We start from the raw sequence: 16,214 nt of genomic DNA, 5'->3' as shown, positions 1-16,214 counted from the left end.
CAGCATCGAGAGTCTGGAGGCTGGGCTCGTGGAGTACATCAAGTACTACAACCAAGAGCGCATCAGATTGAAATTGAAGGGCCTGAGCCCGGTACAGTACCGGGAACAGGCCCAAGCGGCCGTTTGACCCCACCGTCCAACTCTCGGGGGTCACTTCACGGACGGGTTTACGGCGTCCCCGCAATCCGACACCGCTCCACCAAACCTACAGATAGCCCAGAGCCGGCTGTTGCATTTGACGTTGCCGTTGCTTGAAGCCTCTGCAGGTGCAGGGCGCAGCCCTGCCGAACACCCCTTACTTGACCGCCGTCACCTGGACGTCGATCACGCCGTCGCCGACGCGGGCCTGCAGTGCATCACCCGGTTGCACCTGCTCGATCCGGCGCACCAGCGCGCCATCGTCTGCACGGGTCACGATGCTGTAGCCACGCGCGACGGTGGCCAACGGACTGACCGCTTCCAGCGAACGTGCAAGGCCACGCAGGCGCAGTGCATCACGTTGCAGCAGGCGCTGCAGCGCCGCTTGCGGGCGCCCGCCCAGCGCGGCAAGGCGACGTCGCAGTGCCTCCATCTGCCGTTGCGGATGGTGACCACGCAACACTGCGGCAGCGTGGCGCAGGCGGGCCGCGCGACGCTCCTGCTGCTGGTTGTGTGCCGCATGCAGTCGACGCCCAAGGTCCAGCTGGCGCCGGCGCAGCAGATCCAACCGCGCCTGCGGGCTCTGTGCATTCAAACGCAGCAGGGCGCGATCAGCGCGCTGCATGGCCTGCTGCATGGCGTGGCGTTGCAGCTGCACCATGCGTGCCGCATTGCGGCGCAGGCGCAGGGCCAGGTCGCGCTGATCGGGTACCAGCAGTTCTGCGGCCACCGACGGCGTCGGCGCGCGCAGGTCAGCGGCAAAATCGCTGAGACTGAAGTCGGTTTCGTGACCCACCGCCGAGACCACCGGCGTGCCGCTGGCGGCGATTGCACGGGCCAGGGCTTCATCGTTGAACGCCCACAGGTCTTCCAGTGAGCCACCACCGCGGGTCAGCAGGATCACGTCGTAGCGGCCGCTGGCATCGGCGGCCTGCAGCAGGCGGGTGATCTGCGCGGCAGCGGTCGCGCCCTGCACCAGGGTCGGCAGCAGATCCACTTCCAGCAACGGGAAGCGGCGGCCGAGCACGCTCAGCACATCGCGCACGGCGGCACCGGTGGGCGAGGTGATCACCGCCAGACGCTGCACATGGGCCGGCATTGGCCGCTTGCGGGCCGGGTCGAACAGTCCCTCGGCCTCCAGCCGCGCCTTCAGTTCCTCGAACGCGCGGCGCAGCGCGCCTTCGCCGGCTTCCTCCATGTGGTCCAGCACCATCTGGTACTCGCCACGGGCGTCGTACAGGGTCACCTTGCCACGCACCAGTACGCGCATGCCCTCGCGCGGCACGAACTTCAGGTACTGCGCCTTCATCCTGAACATCGCAGCGCGCAACTGTGCACGCGCATCCTTCAGGGTGAAGTACAGATGGCCGGACGCCGGGCGCGCCACGCTGCCCAGTTCGGCTTCGACCCAGATCGCAGGAAAGCTGCCTTCCAGCAGGTCGCGGGCGAGGGTATTGAGCTGGCTGGGGGTGAAGACGTCGTTGTTGCGTGGCTGCATGGTTACGGCGTGGGGCAGATGGAGCAGGGGCCTCAGGATCGCACGTCAGCGCAGGCCGTGCTGGCCCAGTGCCCACTGCACGTGTTCGCGGACCACGGGGTAAGCATCCTCGGCGCGCGTCTGCAGTGCCGACAGCGCCTCTGCCGTGGTCGGCGCATTGCCCAGTGCCACGGCGATGTTGCGCAGCCAGCGCTCGTGGCCGCTGCGGCGGATCGGGCTGCCTTCGGTACGGCGCAGGAATTCAGCTTCGTCCCACGCGAACAACTGGTCCAGGCGCGCGGTATCCAGGTTGTTGCGCGCGCGGAAGTCGGCCTCGTCGGTACGTTTGGCGAACTTGTTCCAGGGGCAGACCAGCTGGCAGTCGTCGCAGCCATAGATGCGGTTGCCGATCAGTGGTCGCATCTCCACGGGGATCGCGCCGTCATGCTCGATGGTCAGGTAGGAAATGCAGCGGCGTGCATCCAGCCGCTGCGGGCCGGTGATGGCCTGGGTCGGGCAGACGTCGATGCAACGCGTGCAGGTGCCGCAGTGGGCGCTGGCCGGGGTATCAATCGGCAACGGCAGGTCGATGTAGATCTCGCCGATGAAGAACCATGAGCCGCCGTGGCGGTCGATCAGGCAGGTGTGCTTGCCGATCCAGCCCAGCCCCGCGTTGCGTGCCAGTGCGCGCTCCAGCACCGGCGCAGAGTCGACGAACACGCGGTAGCCCAGTGGCGCCACCTCATCGTTGATCTGCGTGGCCAGCTTCTGCAGGCGGTTGCGCATCAGCTTGTGATAGTCGCGGCCGAGTGCGTAGCGCGCCACATAGGCGCGGCCCGGATCGGCCAACGTGGCCCAGGCTTCGGTGTCATCCTTGTGGCTGTAGTCCATGCCCACCGAGATCACCCGCACGGTGCCGGGCAGCAGCTCTGCCGGGCGCGCGCGCAGGGTGCCGTGGCGGGCCATCCAGTCCATCGTGCCGTACAGGCCCTGGCCCAGCCAGTCGGCCAGGTGCGCCTCATCCTCGCCCAGTTCGATGCCGGCGATACCGCAGCGCTGGAAGCCATGCGCACGCGCGAGGTCGCGGATGCGCTGTACGGCCAGGGCCGGATCGAGGGGGGCAGGGGCGGGGGACATGTGCACCAGTTTAAAATCCCTGCATGGCCAACCTTGCCGATCTGTTCGATTCCCGTGCCGCACGCACACTCGATGCCCAGGCCTCCGCGCTGGCGGGCGAGGCTGGCTGGGGCCTCATGGCGCAGGCGGGGCAGGCGGCCTGGCAATGCCTGCTGCAACACTGGCCACAGGCGCGCCGGCTCGGCGTGGTCGTTGGCAGCGGCAACAATGGCGGCGATGGTTACGTGCTGGCCCGTCATGCGCTGCAGGCGGGGCTGCAGGTTGAGGTGGTCGCGCTGCCGGGCAGTCCGCCTTCCACCGCATTGGCGCAGCGTGCGGCAGCGGATTTCAAGTCCGCCGGGGGAGCCGTTGCCGAGTTCAACGGCGAACTGGTCCAGGCCGATGTATGGGGCGATGCCCTGTTCGGCCTCGGCTTCGCCCGCGCACCGAGCGGTGCAGCACAGGCCTTGATCGAGGCGCTGAACGCGCAGCGGGCGCCGGTGTTGGCGCTGGATGTGCCCAGCGGCGTCGATGCCGACCGCGGCTGCGTGCCGGGCGTAGCCGTGCGCGCGACCCTGACCTTGCAGTTCATCGTCGCCCATCGTGGCCTGTACACCGGCGACGCGCTGGAATACGTCGGGCGCAGGCAGCTGGCCCCGCTGACGCTGCCCGACGAGGCCTGGCAGGGTGTCGTTGCCGCTGCAGAGTGCTGGACGCAGCCGCGCCTGCCCGATCTGCTGCCGCCGCGCCGTGCCAACAGCCACAAGGGGGATTCCGGCCATGTGCTGTGCGTGGGCGGCAACCATGGCAGCGGCGGTGCCATCGCGATGGCTGCCGAAGCCGCGCTGCGTGCTGGCGCAGGCCTGTTGAGCATCGGCACGCGTGGCGACCATGTCGGCCCACTGCTGGCCAGGTTGCCCGAAGCGATGACGCATGCGCTGGAAGATGGCGCTGCGCTGCCCGCCTTGCTGGCAAAAGCCAAGGTGGTGGCGATCGGCCCGGGCCTGGGCCAGGACGAATGGTCGCGCGCGCTGTATGTGCGTGTGCTGCAGTCGGGCCTGCCGCTGGTGATCGACGCCGATGCGCTGAACCTGCTGGCGCAGGATGCGCACGCGTTGACCGATGCGATCCTGACCCCGCACCCCGGCGAAGCTGCGCGCTTGCTGGAAACCACCACGGCGGCAATCCAGGCCGATCGCTACGGCAGCGCGCAGGCGCTGGCCGAGCGCTATCACGCGGTGGTGGTGCTGAAAGGGGCTGGCAGCATCGTCGCCGCGCCCGGCCACACCCCTCGATTGATTGCGGCCGGCAACCCGGGAATGGCGGTGGGTGGCATGGGGGACCTGTTGACCGGCATCATCGCCAGCCTGCGCGCGCAGGGTCTGCCTGCGTTCGATGCGGCGGCCGGCGGTGCGCTGCTGCATGCCCTGGCCGGTGATGTCGCCGCAGCCGACGGTGCCCGCGGCCTGCTTCCCACTGATCTGCTGGCGCCCCTGCGGCGGCTGGCCAACCCGGACTGTTCCCGATGACCGAATTCTTCCTTGCTGACAGCGACGCCACCGAACTGCTGGGGCAATGGCTGGCAGCCACCCGTCCGCCGCAGGCGCTGGTCGAACTGCGCGGCGATCTTGGCGCCGGCAAATCGACCACGGCACGCGCGCTGCTGCGGGCGCTCGGCGTGCAGGGCGCGATCCGCAGCCCCACTTACACGCTGGTCGAGCGCTATCCGTTGTCCAGTGGCGGCGAAGCCTGGCACCTGGACCTGTATCGCATCGGCCAGGCCGGCGAGCTGGATTTCCTTGGGCTGGACGAGGGCAGCGCGGTGCTGTGGCTGGTCGAGTGGCCCGAGCGTGGTGCCGGTGCACTGCCGCCCACCGATCTGGTCGTGGCACTGGAAATTGAAGGGCAGGGGCGTCGCGTGCGTCTCACTGGCGTCAGCGACGCGGGACGTGAATGGCTGTTGCGGCTTCCCGAAGGTGGCGACTTGCAGGCCCTTTCTGTCGGCTGACGAGAACAAACACCGGCAGGTTACGGATTATTAAGGAAAAAGGTGTTGCATTCCGTTCAGTGCGGTGATTGAATCCTGAGTCATGCGCCCGGGGAATCGACTCATTGCCATCTGTGCCGCCGTCGGACTTGGTCTGGCGAGCGTCAGTGCGTGGGCCGGTGAGGTCCGTCAGGTCCTGCTGAATACCGGTTCTACCGGAACCCGTGCGGAAATCGCGCTGGTCGGCAGTGGCGGCTACAAGACCCTGTCGTTGGCCGGTCCGAACCGGCTGGTGGTCGATTTCCCCGATTCCAGCGCGGTGCGCAACCTGAAGATGCCTTCGCCGCAGGGCGTGGTCACGGCGGTGCGCACCGGGCAGCCGGTACCGGGCACCTTCCGTGTCGTATTCGACCTGGCCGAGACGGTCGCGCCCTTCCGCCCGCAGATGCAGCGCGAAGGCAATGAATCCAAGCTGGTGATCGAGTGGCCGGGCGATGGTCCGGCCGTGGCCGCCAGCCGACCCGCGGTGACCCCTGCGCCGACGCAGCCGCCTGCAGCATCTTCGGTGAGCCCGGCTTCGACCCCGAGCCCGACCCCAGCACAGACCGCACAGTCCCGTGGTGATGCCGCGCGCGCCACCGCGCTGTTGACCGCGCAGGTCCAGCAGCAGGCCAGTGCCAGCGCTGCGGCACCCGCCGCGCCGACGCCGGCGCCGAGCACCACCCCGGTGCAGATGGCGGCAGCAGGTACCACCGCCAGCAGCACGCCGATGTCATCGCCGGCAGCGATCCTGGCCGGCCAGGCCACCACTGCGGTGGTGACCACCCAGCCGAAGCCGGTGCCGGCCCCTGTTGCGCCGACCGAGTCGCCACGTCCGACCATGCCCAGCGATGCCTCGCGTATCCGCATGCAGCCGGGCATGCGTCACCTGGTGGTGGCGATCGACCCGGGCCATGGCGGCCAGGACCCCGGTGCCATCGGCCCGACCGGCAAGCGCGAGAAGGACGTCACCCTGGCGGTGGCGCGTGAACTGGCCCGTCAGGTCAATGCCACGCCCGGCCTGAAAGCGTTCCTGACCCGCGACAGCGATGTGTTCATTCCGCTGCCGATGCGTGCGCAGAAGGCGCGTGCGAACAAGGCCGACATCTTCATTTCGATCCACGCCGATGCCGCCGAGAACCGCTCGGCCACCGGTTCGTCGGTATACGTGCTGTCGACCAAGGGCGCGTCTTCGCAGCGTGCGCGCTGGCTGGCGGACAAGGAAAACGCCGCCGATCTGGTCGGTGGCGTGCGCCTGCAGCAGACCGAAGGCACGTTGGCCAACGTCCTGCTGGACCTGGCGCAGAGCGGGTACATGAAATCCTCCGAGGATGCTGCCGGCCACGTGCTGGGCGGCCTGAAGCGGATCGGCAACAACCACAAGCCGAACATCGAGCGCGCCAACTTCGCCGTGCTGCGCACCTCGGACATGCCGGCGATGCTGGTGGAAACCGCGTTCATCTCCAACCCGGATGAAGAGCGCCGCCTGATCGACCCGGCCTACCAGCGCAAGGTCGCCGGTGCGGTACTCGATGGCGTGCACACGTTCTTCAGCCGGCAGCCGCCGCCGGGGACGCTGTACGCCGCGCGCGCGCAGGCCGAGATCGACGCCGCAAGCACCGTGGCCGGCGGCAGCAAGTAAGCCGCTGGATCGCCTGATTCTGCTGGAGCCAAGCCCTGCCTGGCTGGCGCTGCACACGGTGGATCTCGACCCTACCTGTCGCCGCTCCGCTATCATCGTGGCATGACGTCTGCCTGCCCCACCTGCCCATGAACGCGCCCGATCCGCGTCCGATCCGGCCGTTGCCGGAAATCCTGATCAACCAGATTGCCGCCGGTGAGGTGGTCGAACGGCCCGCATCGGTGGTCAAGGAGCTGGTTGAGAACGCGATCGATGCCGGCGCCAGCCGCGTCGACATCGAACTGGAAGAAGGCGGTGTGCGCCTGATCCGCATCCGCGACAACGGCAGCGGCATTGCCGCAGAACAGTTGCCGCTGGCCGTCTCGCGGCACGCCACCAGCAAGATCGCCAACCTGGACGAGCTGGAAGCGGTGGCGACGCTGGGGTTCCGTGGCGAAGCGCTGCCGTCGATCGCCTCGGTCAGTCGTTTCACCCTGTCCTCGCGCCGTGCCCATGATGAGCACGGTTCGGCACTGCAGATCGAAGGCGGCAAGATCGGCGAGGTGACCCCGCGCGCGCATGCGCCGGGCACCACGGTGGAAGTGCGCGAGTTGTTCTACAACGTGCCGGCGCGGCGCAAGTTCCTGCGCGCCGAGCGCACCGAGCTGGGGCATATCGAAGAGTGGTTGCGCTCGCTGGCGCTGGCCCGTCCCGATGTCGAGCTGCGTGTCTCGCACAACGGCAAGGCCTCGCGTCGCTACAAGCCGGGCGACCTGTATTCGGACGTGCGCCTGGCCGAGACCCTGGGCGAAGACTTCGCCAGCCAGGCCGTGCGCGTGGACCACAGCAGTGCCGGCCTGCGCCTGCATGGCTGGATCGCGCAGCCGCATTATTCGCGTGCCAGCACCGATCAGCAGTACCTGTACGTCAACGGCCGTTCGGTGCGTGACCGCAGTGTCGCGCACGCGGTGAAGATGGCCTACGGCGACGTGCTGTATCACGGTCGGCAGCCAGCCTATGTGCTGTTCCTGGAACTGGACCCGACGCGCGTCGATGTGAACGTGCATCCGGCCAAGCATGAGGTGCGCTTCCGTGACTCGCGGCTGGTGCATGACTTCGTCTACCGCACCTTGAAGGACGCGCTGGCCGACACGCGTGCAGGCATGAGCGCGCAGGAGATCGGTGCCGGCGCGGTGCATCCGGCCGAAGGCGGCAGCGCGACTGCGATGCCGGGCGCGACGGCCTCCAGCTTCGGCTACGTGCGCGGTCCGGCACCCGGTGCGGGGCAGGGCGGTGGTGGCGGCTTTTCCGGTTGGCGCCCGCAGCAGCCGCTGGGCCTGCAGGTGGCCGATGCACCCGCGGCCTATGCTGCGCTGTATGCCTCGCCAGCCGGTGCCGAGCGCGGTGCGGCACTGCCGCCGATGCCGATGGAGAACGGACTGCCGGTCACCAGTGCCGACGCCGGGGTGCCGCCGCTGGGCTACGCCGTTGCCCAGCTGCATGGCATCTACATCCTGGCCGAGAATGCCGAAGGCCTGATCGTGGTCGACATGCATGCGGCGCACGAACGCATCGGCTACGAGCGGTTGAAGAATGCGCACGATGGCATCGGCCTGCAGTCGCAGCCCTTGCTGGTGCCGATCACCCTGGCGGTGGGCGAGCGCGAGGCAGACACTGCGGAAGCGGAGGCCGATACGCTGGCCGCCCTCGGGTTCGAGATCACCCGCGCCGGACCAGGCGCACTGCACGTGCGCAGCATCCCGGCGCTGCTGGCCCATGCCGAGCCCGAAGGCCTGCTGCGCGATGTGCTGACCGACCTGCGCGAGCACGGCCAGAGCCGTCGCATCGCCACGGCGCGCGACGAGCTGCTGTCGACCATGGCCTGCCATGGTGCCGTGCGTGCCAACCGGCGCCTGACCGTGCCGGAAATGAACGCGCTGCTGCGCGACATGGAAATCACCGAACGGTCCGGCCAGTGCAACCACGGCCGGCCGACCTGGGCCCGTTTTTCGCTGGCGGAGATCGACCGCTGGTTCCTGCGCGGACGTTGAGGGGAGCACCGATGCGACTTTGGAGAACGGGCGGCCTGCTGGCGGCCCTGTTGCTGGCGGCCTGCAGCCCGGCGCCGACGCCGGCACCGGCCGCGGTTGAGGATCCGGCCTTCGCCGCGCAGCAACAGCAATGGCGGGTGCTGCGTTACCAGGACCTGACCCGGCCCGATGGCTGGACCGCGCTGGTCGGCCTGCACTGGTTGCAGAACCGGTCGCACTTCGTCGGCAGTGGTGCCACCAGCGGCATCCGCCTGGCGGTGGGGCCGGCCAAGCTGGGGCTGTTGCGGCGTGAAGGCGACCAGTGGTGGTTCACGCCGGAATCCGGTACCGATGTCACCCTCGACGGACAGCCGGTGCGCGGGCGCGTGCGCATGGATACCGACAAGGATCCGCAGCCGACCCTGCTGGCCTTCGATGGCGGCAAGGGCCAGCTCAGCCTGATCCGTCGTGGCGCGCGCGATGCGCTGCGGGTCAAGCACGCCGATGCACCGGCACGCCGCGATTTCGCAGGCCTGCAGTACTGGCCCGGTGGTCCGCAATGGCAGGTGCAGGCGCGTTTCATCGCGCATCCGCCAGGCAAGACCCTGCCGATCGTGGACATCACCGGCCTGACCACCGAGATGCCCAACGCCGGTGCGGTGGAATTCGATCGCGACGGCCGCAGCTGGCGGCTGGAAGCGATCGGCGAGCCGGGGCAGCCGCTGTTCCTGATCTTCGCCGACCGCACCAGTGGCCACGGCAGCTATCCTGCTGGCCGCTATCTGGATACCGGTGCGCCCACCGCCGATGGTCACGTGATGATCGACTTCAACCACGCCCACAACCCGCCGTGCGCGTTCACCGCCTATGCAACCTGCCCGCTGGCGCCGCCGGAAAACCGCTTGGACCTGCGCGTGGAAGCGGGCGAGAAGGCGTATCACCTGCCTGAAGGAGAGGGCTGAACATGTTGATGAAACTGTTGTTGCGTAGTGCCGTTTTTCTCGTTGCCTGCGCCGCTGGCCCGTTGGCCATCGCGCGCGATGCGCCGGCCGAAGCCACGGCGGGCAAGCCGCCGGTGCCGCTGCTGTGGAAGGTCACCGGGCAGGGAGATGCGCGCCTGTACCTGCTGGGTTCTTTCCATCTGTTGAAGCCACAGGACTATCCGCTGTCGAGCGACGTCGAGCAGGCATTCGAAGCCTCGCAGCGCGTGCTGTTCGAAGTGACGCCGGAGGAACTGCAGTCGCCGCAGATGGCCAGCCAGATGGTGCAGGTGGCTACCCGCAAGGATGGCAGCGAACTCAAGCGTGACCTGGATGCGCCGACCTGGCAGAAGCTGCAGGCCTATGCGACGCAGAACAAACTGCCACTGGCGCAGCTGCAGGGCATGAAGGCGTGGTTCGTCGGCCTGACCATCACCGTGGGCCAGATGCAGAAGCTGGGCCTGGACCCGGAGCTGGGGCTGGACCGTCACTTCATGCAGCGGGCGCAGAAGGCTGGCAAGAAGACTGCAGGCCTGGAAGACATGTCCAGCCAGATCAACCTGCTCGATGGCATGAGCGTGCAGGAGCAGCGGCAGATGCTGTCCGAGGCGCTGGACGAAGCAGGCAAGGGCGATGCCCAGGCGCAGATGCTGCATGAGGCCTGGCGCCGCGGCGATGATCGCCTGTTGTGGAACCGGATGGGCGTGGAGATGCGCCAGAGGTACCCGCAGCTCTACCAGCGCATCAATACCGACCGCAACGATGCATGGTTGCCCAAGCTGCAGCCTTACCTGCAGGCCGGGCAGGGCGGCACGCTGGTGGTGGTGGGCGGCCTGCACCTGCTGGGCAACGATGGCGTGGTGGAGAAGCTGCGCGCGAAGGGCTACAAGGTCGAGCGTGTCTGCAAGGGCTGCAGGAAGTAGATCCACGCCACGCGTGGGGCATTCAAAACAAAACGGCGCGCCCATGGCGCGCCGTTTTCGTATCAGCCGGGGCGGGTCGCCTCAGCGGCGGGTCTTGCCGCCGGTCCCTGCGCCACTGGTCGGCTCGCTCGGCTTGCCGGCCGTGCCGGTGCCGGTGCCCGTTCCGGTGCCACCCGGACGCGGACCACCGAAACCACTGCCCATGTTGCGCTGGAATTCCTGCCACAGCTCCAGGTTGCGCTCGGTCAGCTGGTTCATCATCGCCCACGGCGTCTGCCCCAGCAGGTTGCCCATCTGCTGACGGAACTGCTGCTGCTGGTCGAGGAAGACCTGCATGCTGCGCTCCAGGTAGTTGCCCATGAAGCCCTGCAGGGAATCGCCGTAGAAGCGGATCAGCTGGCTCAACAGCTGGGTGGAGAGCATCGGTTCACCGTCCTGCTCCTGGTCGGCGATGATCTGCAGCAGGACCGATCGGGTCAGGTCGTCGCCGCTCTTGGCGTCGCGGACTTCGAAGTCTTCGCCGTCGAGGATCAGCTGACGCACGTCCTCGATGGTGATGTAGCTGGAGATCTCGGTGTCGTACAGACGGCGGTTCGGATACTTCTTGATGATGCGGGTCGCAGCCATGAAGCGGTACTCGTCACAGTAGACGCGCAGCATGGCGCAGTGCAGCAGCGGTTGCAACCGCCCCAGCCCCCGCCAGGCTTGGCTTTCCGTGCCCGGAATGTTGCGCAACAAGGCTTTGCGTGCTGCGCAGCATGACCAACGGCAGGGTGCAGCGCCGGGCCCTCAGGCCCTGGCGCCGTCTACCAGCCCATGTGGTGGCCGCCGTTGATGTCCAGGTTGCTGCCGGTGATCCACGAGGCCTCTTCGGCCACCAGGAAGGACACGCCATAGGCGATTTCTTCCGGCTTGCCCAGGCGCCCGGTGGGGATGTCGGCGATGATCTTGGCGCGCACTTCCTCGGGCACCGCCATCACCATGTCGGTGGCCACATAGCCGGGCGAGATGGTGTTCACGGTGATGCCGAAGCCTGCGTTCTCGCGCGCCAGCGAGATGGTGAAGCCATGCATGCCGGCCTTGGCGGCGGCGTAGTTGGCCTGCCCGTACTGGCCCTTCAGGCCGTTGATCGAGCTGATCTGGATGACCCGGCCCCAGCCGCGTCGACGCATGCCTTCGATGACCGGGCGGGTGACGTTGAACACCGAATTGAGGTTGGTGTTGATCACATCGTGCCACTGCTCCGCGCGCATGCGGTGGAAGGTGGTGTCGCGGGTGATGCCGGCGTTGTTGACCAGGATCTCGACCGGGCCCAGTTCGGCCTCGACCGCGCGGATCAGGGCTTCGGCGCTGGCGGAGTCGGAGACATCGCCCGGGAAGATCGACACCTGGTAGCCGCGTTCGGTCATCGCCTGCTGCCAGGCGCGGGCCTTGGCTTCGTCACGGTAGTTGGTGGCGACGCGGTGGCCCTGGTCGGCCAGGCGTTGGCAGATGGCGGTGCCGATGCCGCCGGTTCCGCCGGTGACCAGTGCGACGCGAGATGTCATGGAAAGCTGTCCGGATATCAGGTGGGGGAAGGGGGATTCTGCAACATCGGCGCGGAAAGTGCGCCCGCCGGCAGCAGGATGTCCGCGCGTGGCAGCAGGCCGGGGTCGAAGCTGCGCTGGGCGGTGGCCAACAGCGCATCGCGGTCGTCGATGCCTACCAGTGCGGTGCCCGGCTGGCCCAGCAGTTCCCACAACCGGCGCAGCACCGGCACCGGCGCGCGGGCCTCCACCGGCAGCGCGGCCAGTGACTTGGACAGTTTGTGGCCCGGAGCATCCAGCAGCAGCGGCAGGTGCCAGTAGCGTGGCGTCGGCAGGCCCAGCGCCCGCTGCAGCAGGATCTGGCGGGCGGTGGAATCGAGCAGGTCGGCGCCGCGCACGACCTCATCCACGCCCTGCGCGGCATCGTCGACCACCACTGCCAGCTGGTAGGCCCAGCAGCCGTCGGCGCGGCGCAATACGAAGTCGCCCACCTCGGCATGGACATCCTGTTGCTGCCGGCCGCGCAGGCCATCCTCGAAATGCACCACGCTGCCCGCAGGTACCCGGAAGCGGACGGCCGGGTCCGCTCGTGGCTGACGCGCAACGCAGTGGTGATGGATGCCGCCATTGGCGGCCAGATCGCTGCGGCTGCAGTGGCAGACAAAGGCGTGGCCATCGGCCAGCAGGCGGTCCAGCGCAGTCTGATAAGCGTCGCCGCGCGCGCTTTGCCAGATCACCGGCCCGTCGTGGGCCAGGCCGAACGCGGCCAGGGCCTGCAGTTGCGCCTGTGCCGCGCCGGCCACCGTGCGGGGTGGGTCGACGTCCTCGATGCGCAACCGCCACAGGCCGCCATGGTGGCGCGCGAGCAGCCAGCTGCCGAAGGCGGCAAGCAGGGAGCCGGGATGCAGCAGGCCGGTGGGTGAGGGCGCGAAACGGCCGCAGGGAAGGTTGGAGGTCATGCAGGCTGAATCGTCGGTCAGGTTGGCGCTTGAATTCAAGCTGACCGCACCGCAAATTGACGGATATCAACCCCTTCCAAGCCGGAATTTCCCATGTTTACCCGCATTGCCCTGTTCCTGGCGACCAATCTCGCGGTCCTGATCCTCGCCAGCATCGTGATGTCGCTGCTGGGGGTCAATTCGAACCAGATGAGTGGCCTGCTGGTCATGGCCGCGATCTTCGGTTTCGGTGGCTCCCTCATCTCGCTGCTGCTGTCCAAGTGGATGGCCAAGCGCTCCACCGGTGCGGTGGTGATCACCGAGCCGCGCAACCAGACCGAGCGCTGGCTGCTGGCCACCGTCGAGCGCCAGGCCAAGGCGGCCGGTATCGGCATGCCGGAAGTGGCGGTGTATGACGGCCCGGAGATCAACGCGTTCGCCACCGGTGCGAACCGCAACAACGCGCTGGTGGCGGTGTCCACCGGCCTGCTGCACAACATGAGCGAGGACGAAGCCGAAGCCGTGCTCGGCCACGAGATCGCCCACGTCGCCAACGGTGACATGATCACCATGGCACTGCTGCAGGGCGTGCTGAACACCTTCGTGATCGTGCTGGCCCGCGTCGTCGGCGGCGTGATCGACAGCGCATTGTCCGGCAACCGCGAAGGCGGCGGCCGTGGCTTTGCCTACTACATCATCGTGTTCGTGCTGGAGATGGTGTTCGGCCTGTTCGCCACCATGATCTCGATGTGGTTCTCGCGCCACCGCGAGTTCCGCGCCGACGCCGGCGGTGCTTCGCTGGCCGGTCGCCAGAAGATGATCGCCGCGCTGGAGCGCCTGCAGCTCAACCACGGCCAGAGCACGTTGCCGACGCAGATCGCGGCCTTCGGTATTGCCGGTTCGACCGCGAAGAAGCTTTTCATGAGCCATCCGCCGCTGGAAGAGCGCATCGCCGCGCTGCGGGCGTCGACCGCGGCGTAAGCTCCGGCCTCCGATGGAGATGCAGGAACGCCTGGCCTCGCGCTGGGCGTTTTTGTTTGCGGGGATGCATTGCTGGCGCCGGGCTCGCCCGGCGGCTCGTTTCCGCGACCGCGGAGGGGTGTCACTTTCTTTGCTCGTGCAAAGAAAGTAACCAAAGAAACACGCCGCCAGTCCGCGAGCCGATGCTGCGCATCGGTGCCCTGCGCTTCTCGGGGAATCAGGGGACGGCGCCGAACTCGCTGCGCTCAGACACCGGCGCCTCTGCGCCCCTGATTCCCCTGCGATGCTCGGCTCGCTACAAGGCGGACCCAACGTCAAAGGCCACAGCTGCACCCAGTAGATCCACGCCATGCGTGGATGCTCTTGCCGTTGATCTTGATCTTCCAGTCCGCCTTGTAGCGAGCCGAGCACCGCAGGTCCGGCGAGGGCGCAGAGGCGCGGGTGTCTGAGCGCAGCGAGTTCCCGCACCGTCCCTCGACGGATCGAGGAGCGCAGGAAACCGACGTGCGAAGCACGACGGCTCGCGGCCGGCGGAGCGTTTCTTTGGTTACTTTCTTGATGGCGCACATCCCTGTGCGCCACCCTGCGGGCCGGCTGCGCCGTTCCGCGCTGCTCCTGCAGCGCGGTGCACGAGCAAAGAAAGTGACAAGCACGATCACCGCACAAACGAAAACGGCACCTTCGCTGGTGCCGTCTCCATGAACCGCTTTACGCAGAAAATCAGAACTTCGCGTCGAACTCGGCGGCGTAGCCCGTGTTCACCAGCACCTTCTGCAGCGACTCGGCCACCTTCAGGTTGCCGGCCACGATCTGCTGGGTGTCCGGGCCGCGGTTGTCCATGCGGGCCGGGGTCGCGCCCTTGAAGTCGCAAACCTTGCCACCGGCCTCGCGCACCAGCAGCACGCCGGCGGCGATGTCCCAGGCCTTCACGCCGGCCTCGAAGTAGGCGTCGGCGCGGCCACAGGCCACATAGGCCAGGTCCAGCGCGGCCGAACCCGAGCGGCGGATGTCCTCGGCGTGCACCAGCAGGGCGTCCACCGACTTCAGCTGTGCACTGGCGCGTGCGCGCTCGCGCGGGGCGAAACCGGTGTGGATCATGGTGCCTTCCAGATCCTTGCGGTCGGCCACGCGGATACGACGGTCGTTGAGCACGGCGCCGGCACCACGGCTGGCGGTGAACAGTTCATTGCGCAGCGGATCGAAGATCACCGCGTCGGTCGGCTCGCCGTTCTCGACCAGGGCGATCGACACGCAGTAGTGCGGCACGCCGCGCAGGTAGTTGCTGGTGCCGTCCAGCGGGTCGATGACCCACATGTGGCGACGCTCGCTCTGCACGCCACCTTCTTCACCGAAGATGCCGTACTCGGGGTAAGCGCGCTTGAGTTCCTTGACGATCACCTTTTCCGCGTCCGCATCGACTTCGCTGGCGTAGTCCATGCGGCCCTTCTGGACTACATTCAGTGCCTCGAGCTTGTTGATGTTGCGCAAGAGGACGTTGCCGGCGAGGCGGGCGGCCTTGACCATGACGGTTACGGCGGGTTTCTGCATGGCATGGGCTCCCGGAAGGGCAGAAGAGAAGGGCTGGCGGGGGAAAAGAGCGGGTCCGGCGCAGTGGCCGGCCGCACAGTTTACCATTGGTCTTCGTCCAGCTCGACATTTTCCCTGTTCATGTCCCAGTTTCCTGCCGCTACCCGCCTCCGATTCGTCCTGGTCGGGACCCAACACCCCGGCAACATGGGGGCCGCCGCCCGTGCCCTGAAGACCATGGGCCTGGCCCGCCTGGTCCTGGTGGCGCCGGAGAAGCCGCTTGATGAAGAGGCCTTCCGGCGCTCGGCCGGCGCCGAAGACGTGCTCGGCGACGCACCGGTGGTGGCCACCCTGGCCGAAGCCGTTGCCGACTGCCGGTTCGTGCTGGGCTGCACCGCACGGGCGCGCCGGGTCCAGCTGGAGGAGTTCCTGCCGGCAGATGCCGCCGCCCGCGCCGTGGCCAAGGCCAGCGAAGGCGCCGAGGTGGCGCTGGTGTTCGGCCGTGAGCGCACCGGCCTGACCAACGAGGAGCTGCAGCTGTGCCACGCCGCAGTGCACATCCCGTCCGACCCGGAGTTCAGCTCGCTCAACCTGGCCGCTGCGGTGCAGGTGCTGGCCTATGAAGTGCGCATGCAGCTGCTGGGTGCACAGCCGGTGGCCGCGACCGGGCCGGACAGTCGCGAGCAGACGGCCAGCCACGATCAGATGGAGAGCTTCTTCGCCCAGTTGGGCGAGACCCTGGACGAGATCGATTTCCACAAAGGCCGCGCGCCTGATTCGGCGATGCGCAAGCTGCGCCGCCTGTTCCTGCGCAGCGAGCCCAGCGAGCAGGAAGTGCGTCTGCTGCGCGGCATCCTGGCCGATACCCAGCGCATGGCGCGCTTGGCGCAGAAGAACAGCAAGGACAGCTGACGACGGTCTCATTTTTTCG

The 16,214-nt window shown here is 67.8% G+C and carries 15 protein-coding genes; 9 read left to right on the top strand and 6 right to left on the bottom strand.

Annotated features, from left to right (window positions below):
* Positions 1-127, top strand: a 127-nt coding sequence (locus CR919_RS18345) for an IS3 family transposase (protein WP_133119640.1), incomplete at its 5' end; no start/stop codon positions are given.
* A 168-nt stretch (positions 128-295) separates the two neighbouring features.
* On the opposite strand, the gene xseA is transcribed toward CR919_RS18345, so the two are convergent.
* Both xseA and queG read right to left on the bottom strand, forming a co-directional pair.
* A complete protein-coding gene (xseA, locus tag CR919_RS18340) occupies positions 296-1,636 on the bottom strand; it encodes an exodeoxyribonuclease VII large subunit (RefSeq protein ID WP_099821228.1) in 1,341 nt (446 codons plus the stop codon).
* Positions 1,637-1,681: 45 nt separating this feature from the next.
* Positions 1,682-2,752 (bottom strand): tRNA epoxyqueuosine(34) reductase QueG, encoded by a 1,071-nt coding sequence (gene queG / locus CR919_RS18335; protein WP_099821227.1) that lies wholly within the window; start codon positions 2,750-2,752, stop codon positions 1,682-1,684.
* Positions 2,753-2,775: 23 nt separating this feature from the next.
* Here queG and CR919_RS18330 point away from each other — a divergent pair, with 23 nt between their 5' ends.
* The 6 genes from CR919_RS18330 (at position 2,776) to CR919_RS18305 (ending at position 10,311) form a co-directional block, all read left to right on the top strand.
* On the top strand, positions 2,776-4,260 hold the full coding sequence (locus tag CR919_RS18330) for an NAD(P)H-hydrate dehydratase (RefSeq protein ID WP_099821226.1): 1,485 nt from the start codon (positions 2,776-2,778) through the stop codon (positions 4,258-4,260).
* Complete coding sequence (tsaE, locus tag CR919_RS18325; RefSeq protein WP_099821225.1) at positions 4,257-4,739, top strand: tRNA (adenosine(37)-N6)-threonylcarbamoyltransferase complex ATPase subunit type 1 TsaE; 483 nt, start codon at positions 4,257-4,259, stop codon at positions 4,737-4,739. The genes CR919_RS18330 and tsaE overlap by 4 nt, the downstream gene beginning before the upstream one ends.
* Positions 4,740-4,821: 82 nt before the next feature.
* A complete protein-coding gene (locus CR919_RS18320; protein WP_099821224.1) occupies positions 4,822-6,399 on the top strand; it encodes an N-acetylmuramoyl-L-alanine amidase in 1,578 nt (525 codons plus the stop codon).
* 128 nt (positions 6,400-6,527) lie between these two features.
* The gene (gene mutL, locus CR919_RS18315) at positions 6,528-8,429 is read left to right on the top strand and encodes a DNA mismatch repair endonuclease MutL (protein WP_099821223.1); all 1,902 of its coding nucleotides are present in this window, start codon (positions 6,528-6,530) and stop codon (positions 8,427-8,429) included.
* 11 nt (positions 8,430-8,440) lie between these two features.
* Positions 8,441-9,370, top strand: coding sequence for a DUF1684 domain-containing protein (locus CR919_RS18310; protein WP_099821222.1), 930 nt, complete (start codon positions 8,441-8,443; stop codon positions 9,368-9,370).
* A gap of 2 nt (positions 9,371-9,372) precedes the next feature.
* The gene (locus CR919_RS18305) at positions 9,373-10,311 is read left to right on the top strand and encodes a TraB/GumN family protein (RefSeq protein WP_099821221.1); all 939 of its coding nucleotides are present in this window, start codon (positions 9,373-9,375) and stop codon (positions 10,309-10,311) included.
* A gap of 81 nt (positions 10,312-10,392) precedes the next feature.
* On the opposite strand, the gene phaR is transcribed toward CR919_RS18305, so the two are convergent.
* The 3 genes from phaR to gluQRS form a co-directional block, all read right to left on the bottom strand.
* A complete protein-coding gene (gene phaR / locus CR919_RS18300) occupies positions 10,393-10,938 on the bottom strand; it encodes a polyhydroxyalkanoate synthesis repressor PhaR (RefSeq protein WP_099821236.1) in 546 nt (181 codons plus the stop codon).
* Positions 10,939-11,117: 179 nt separating this feature from the next.
* Positions 11,118-11,858, bottom strand: a complete 741-nt coding sequence (gene phbB, locus CR919_RS18295) for an acetoacetyl-CoA reductase (protein ID WP_089236243.1) — start codon at positions 11,856-11,858, stop codon at positions 11,118-11,120.
* A 17-nt stretch (positions 11,859-11,875) separates the two neighbouring features.
* Positions 11,876-12,796 carry a tRNA glutamyl-Q(34) synthetase GluQRS gene (gene gluQRS / locus CR919_RS18290; RefSeq protein WP_099821220.1) on the bottom strand — a complete coding sequence of 307 codons (921 nt, stop codon included), beginning with the start codon at positions 12,794-12,796 and terminating at the stop codon, positions 11,876-11,878.
* A 93-nt stretch (positions 12,797-12,889) separates the two neighbouring features.
* Between gluQRS and htpX the strand changes: the two genes are divergently transcribed.
* Positions 12,890-13,756 (top strand): protease HtpX, encoded by an 867-nt coding sequence (gene htpX / locus CR919_RS18285; protein ID WP_099821219.1) that lies wholly within the window; start codon positions 12,890-12,892, stop codon positions 13,754-13,756.
* Positions 13,757-14,476: 720 nt separating this feature from the next.
* Here the strand turns inward: htpX and CR919_RS18280 are convergent.
* Positions 14,477-15,304: an inositol monophosphatase family protein gene (locus CR919_RS18280; RefSeq protein WP_089236240.1), complete on the bottom strand. Its 828-nt coding sequence runs from the start codon at positions 15,302-15,304 to the stop codon at positions 14,477-14,479.
* A 120-nt stretch (positions 15,305-15,424) separates the two neighbouring features.
* Between CR919_RS18280 and CR919_RS18275 the strand changes: the two genes are divergently transcribed.
* The gene (locus CR919_RS18275) at positions 15,425-16,195 is read left to right on the top strand and encodes an RNA methyltransferase (RefSeq protein ID WP_099821218.1); all 771 of its coding nucleotides are present in this window, start codon (positions 15,425-15,427) and stop codon (positions 16,193-16,195) included.
* Positions 16,196-16,214: the final 19 nt, after the last annotated feature.

Source organism: Stenotrophomonas sp. LMG 10879 (genome assembly GCF_002750935.1).
Lineage (GTDB): Bacteria > Pseudomonadota > Gammaproteobacteria > Xanthomonadales > Xanthomonadaceae > Stenotrophomonas > Stenotrophomonas lactitubi_B.
The sequence above is the reverse complement of the archived record's forward strand: the minus strand, read 5'-3'. Positions and strand labels throughout refer to the sequence as shown.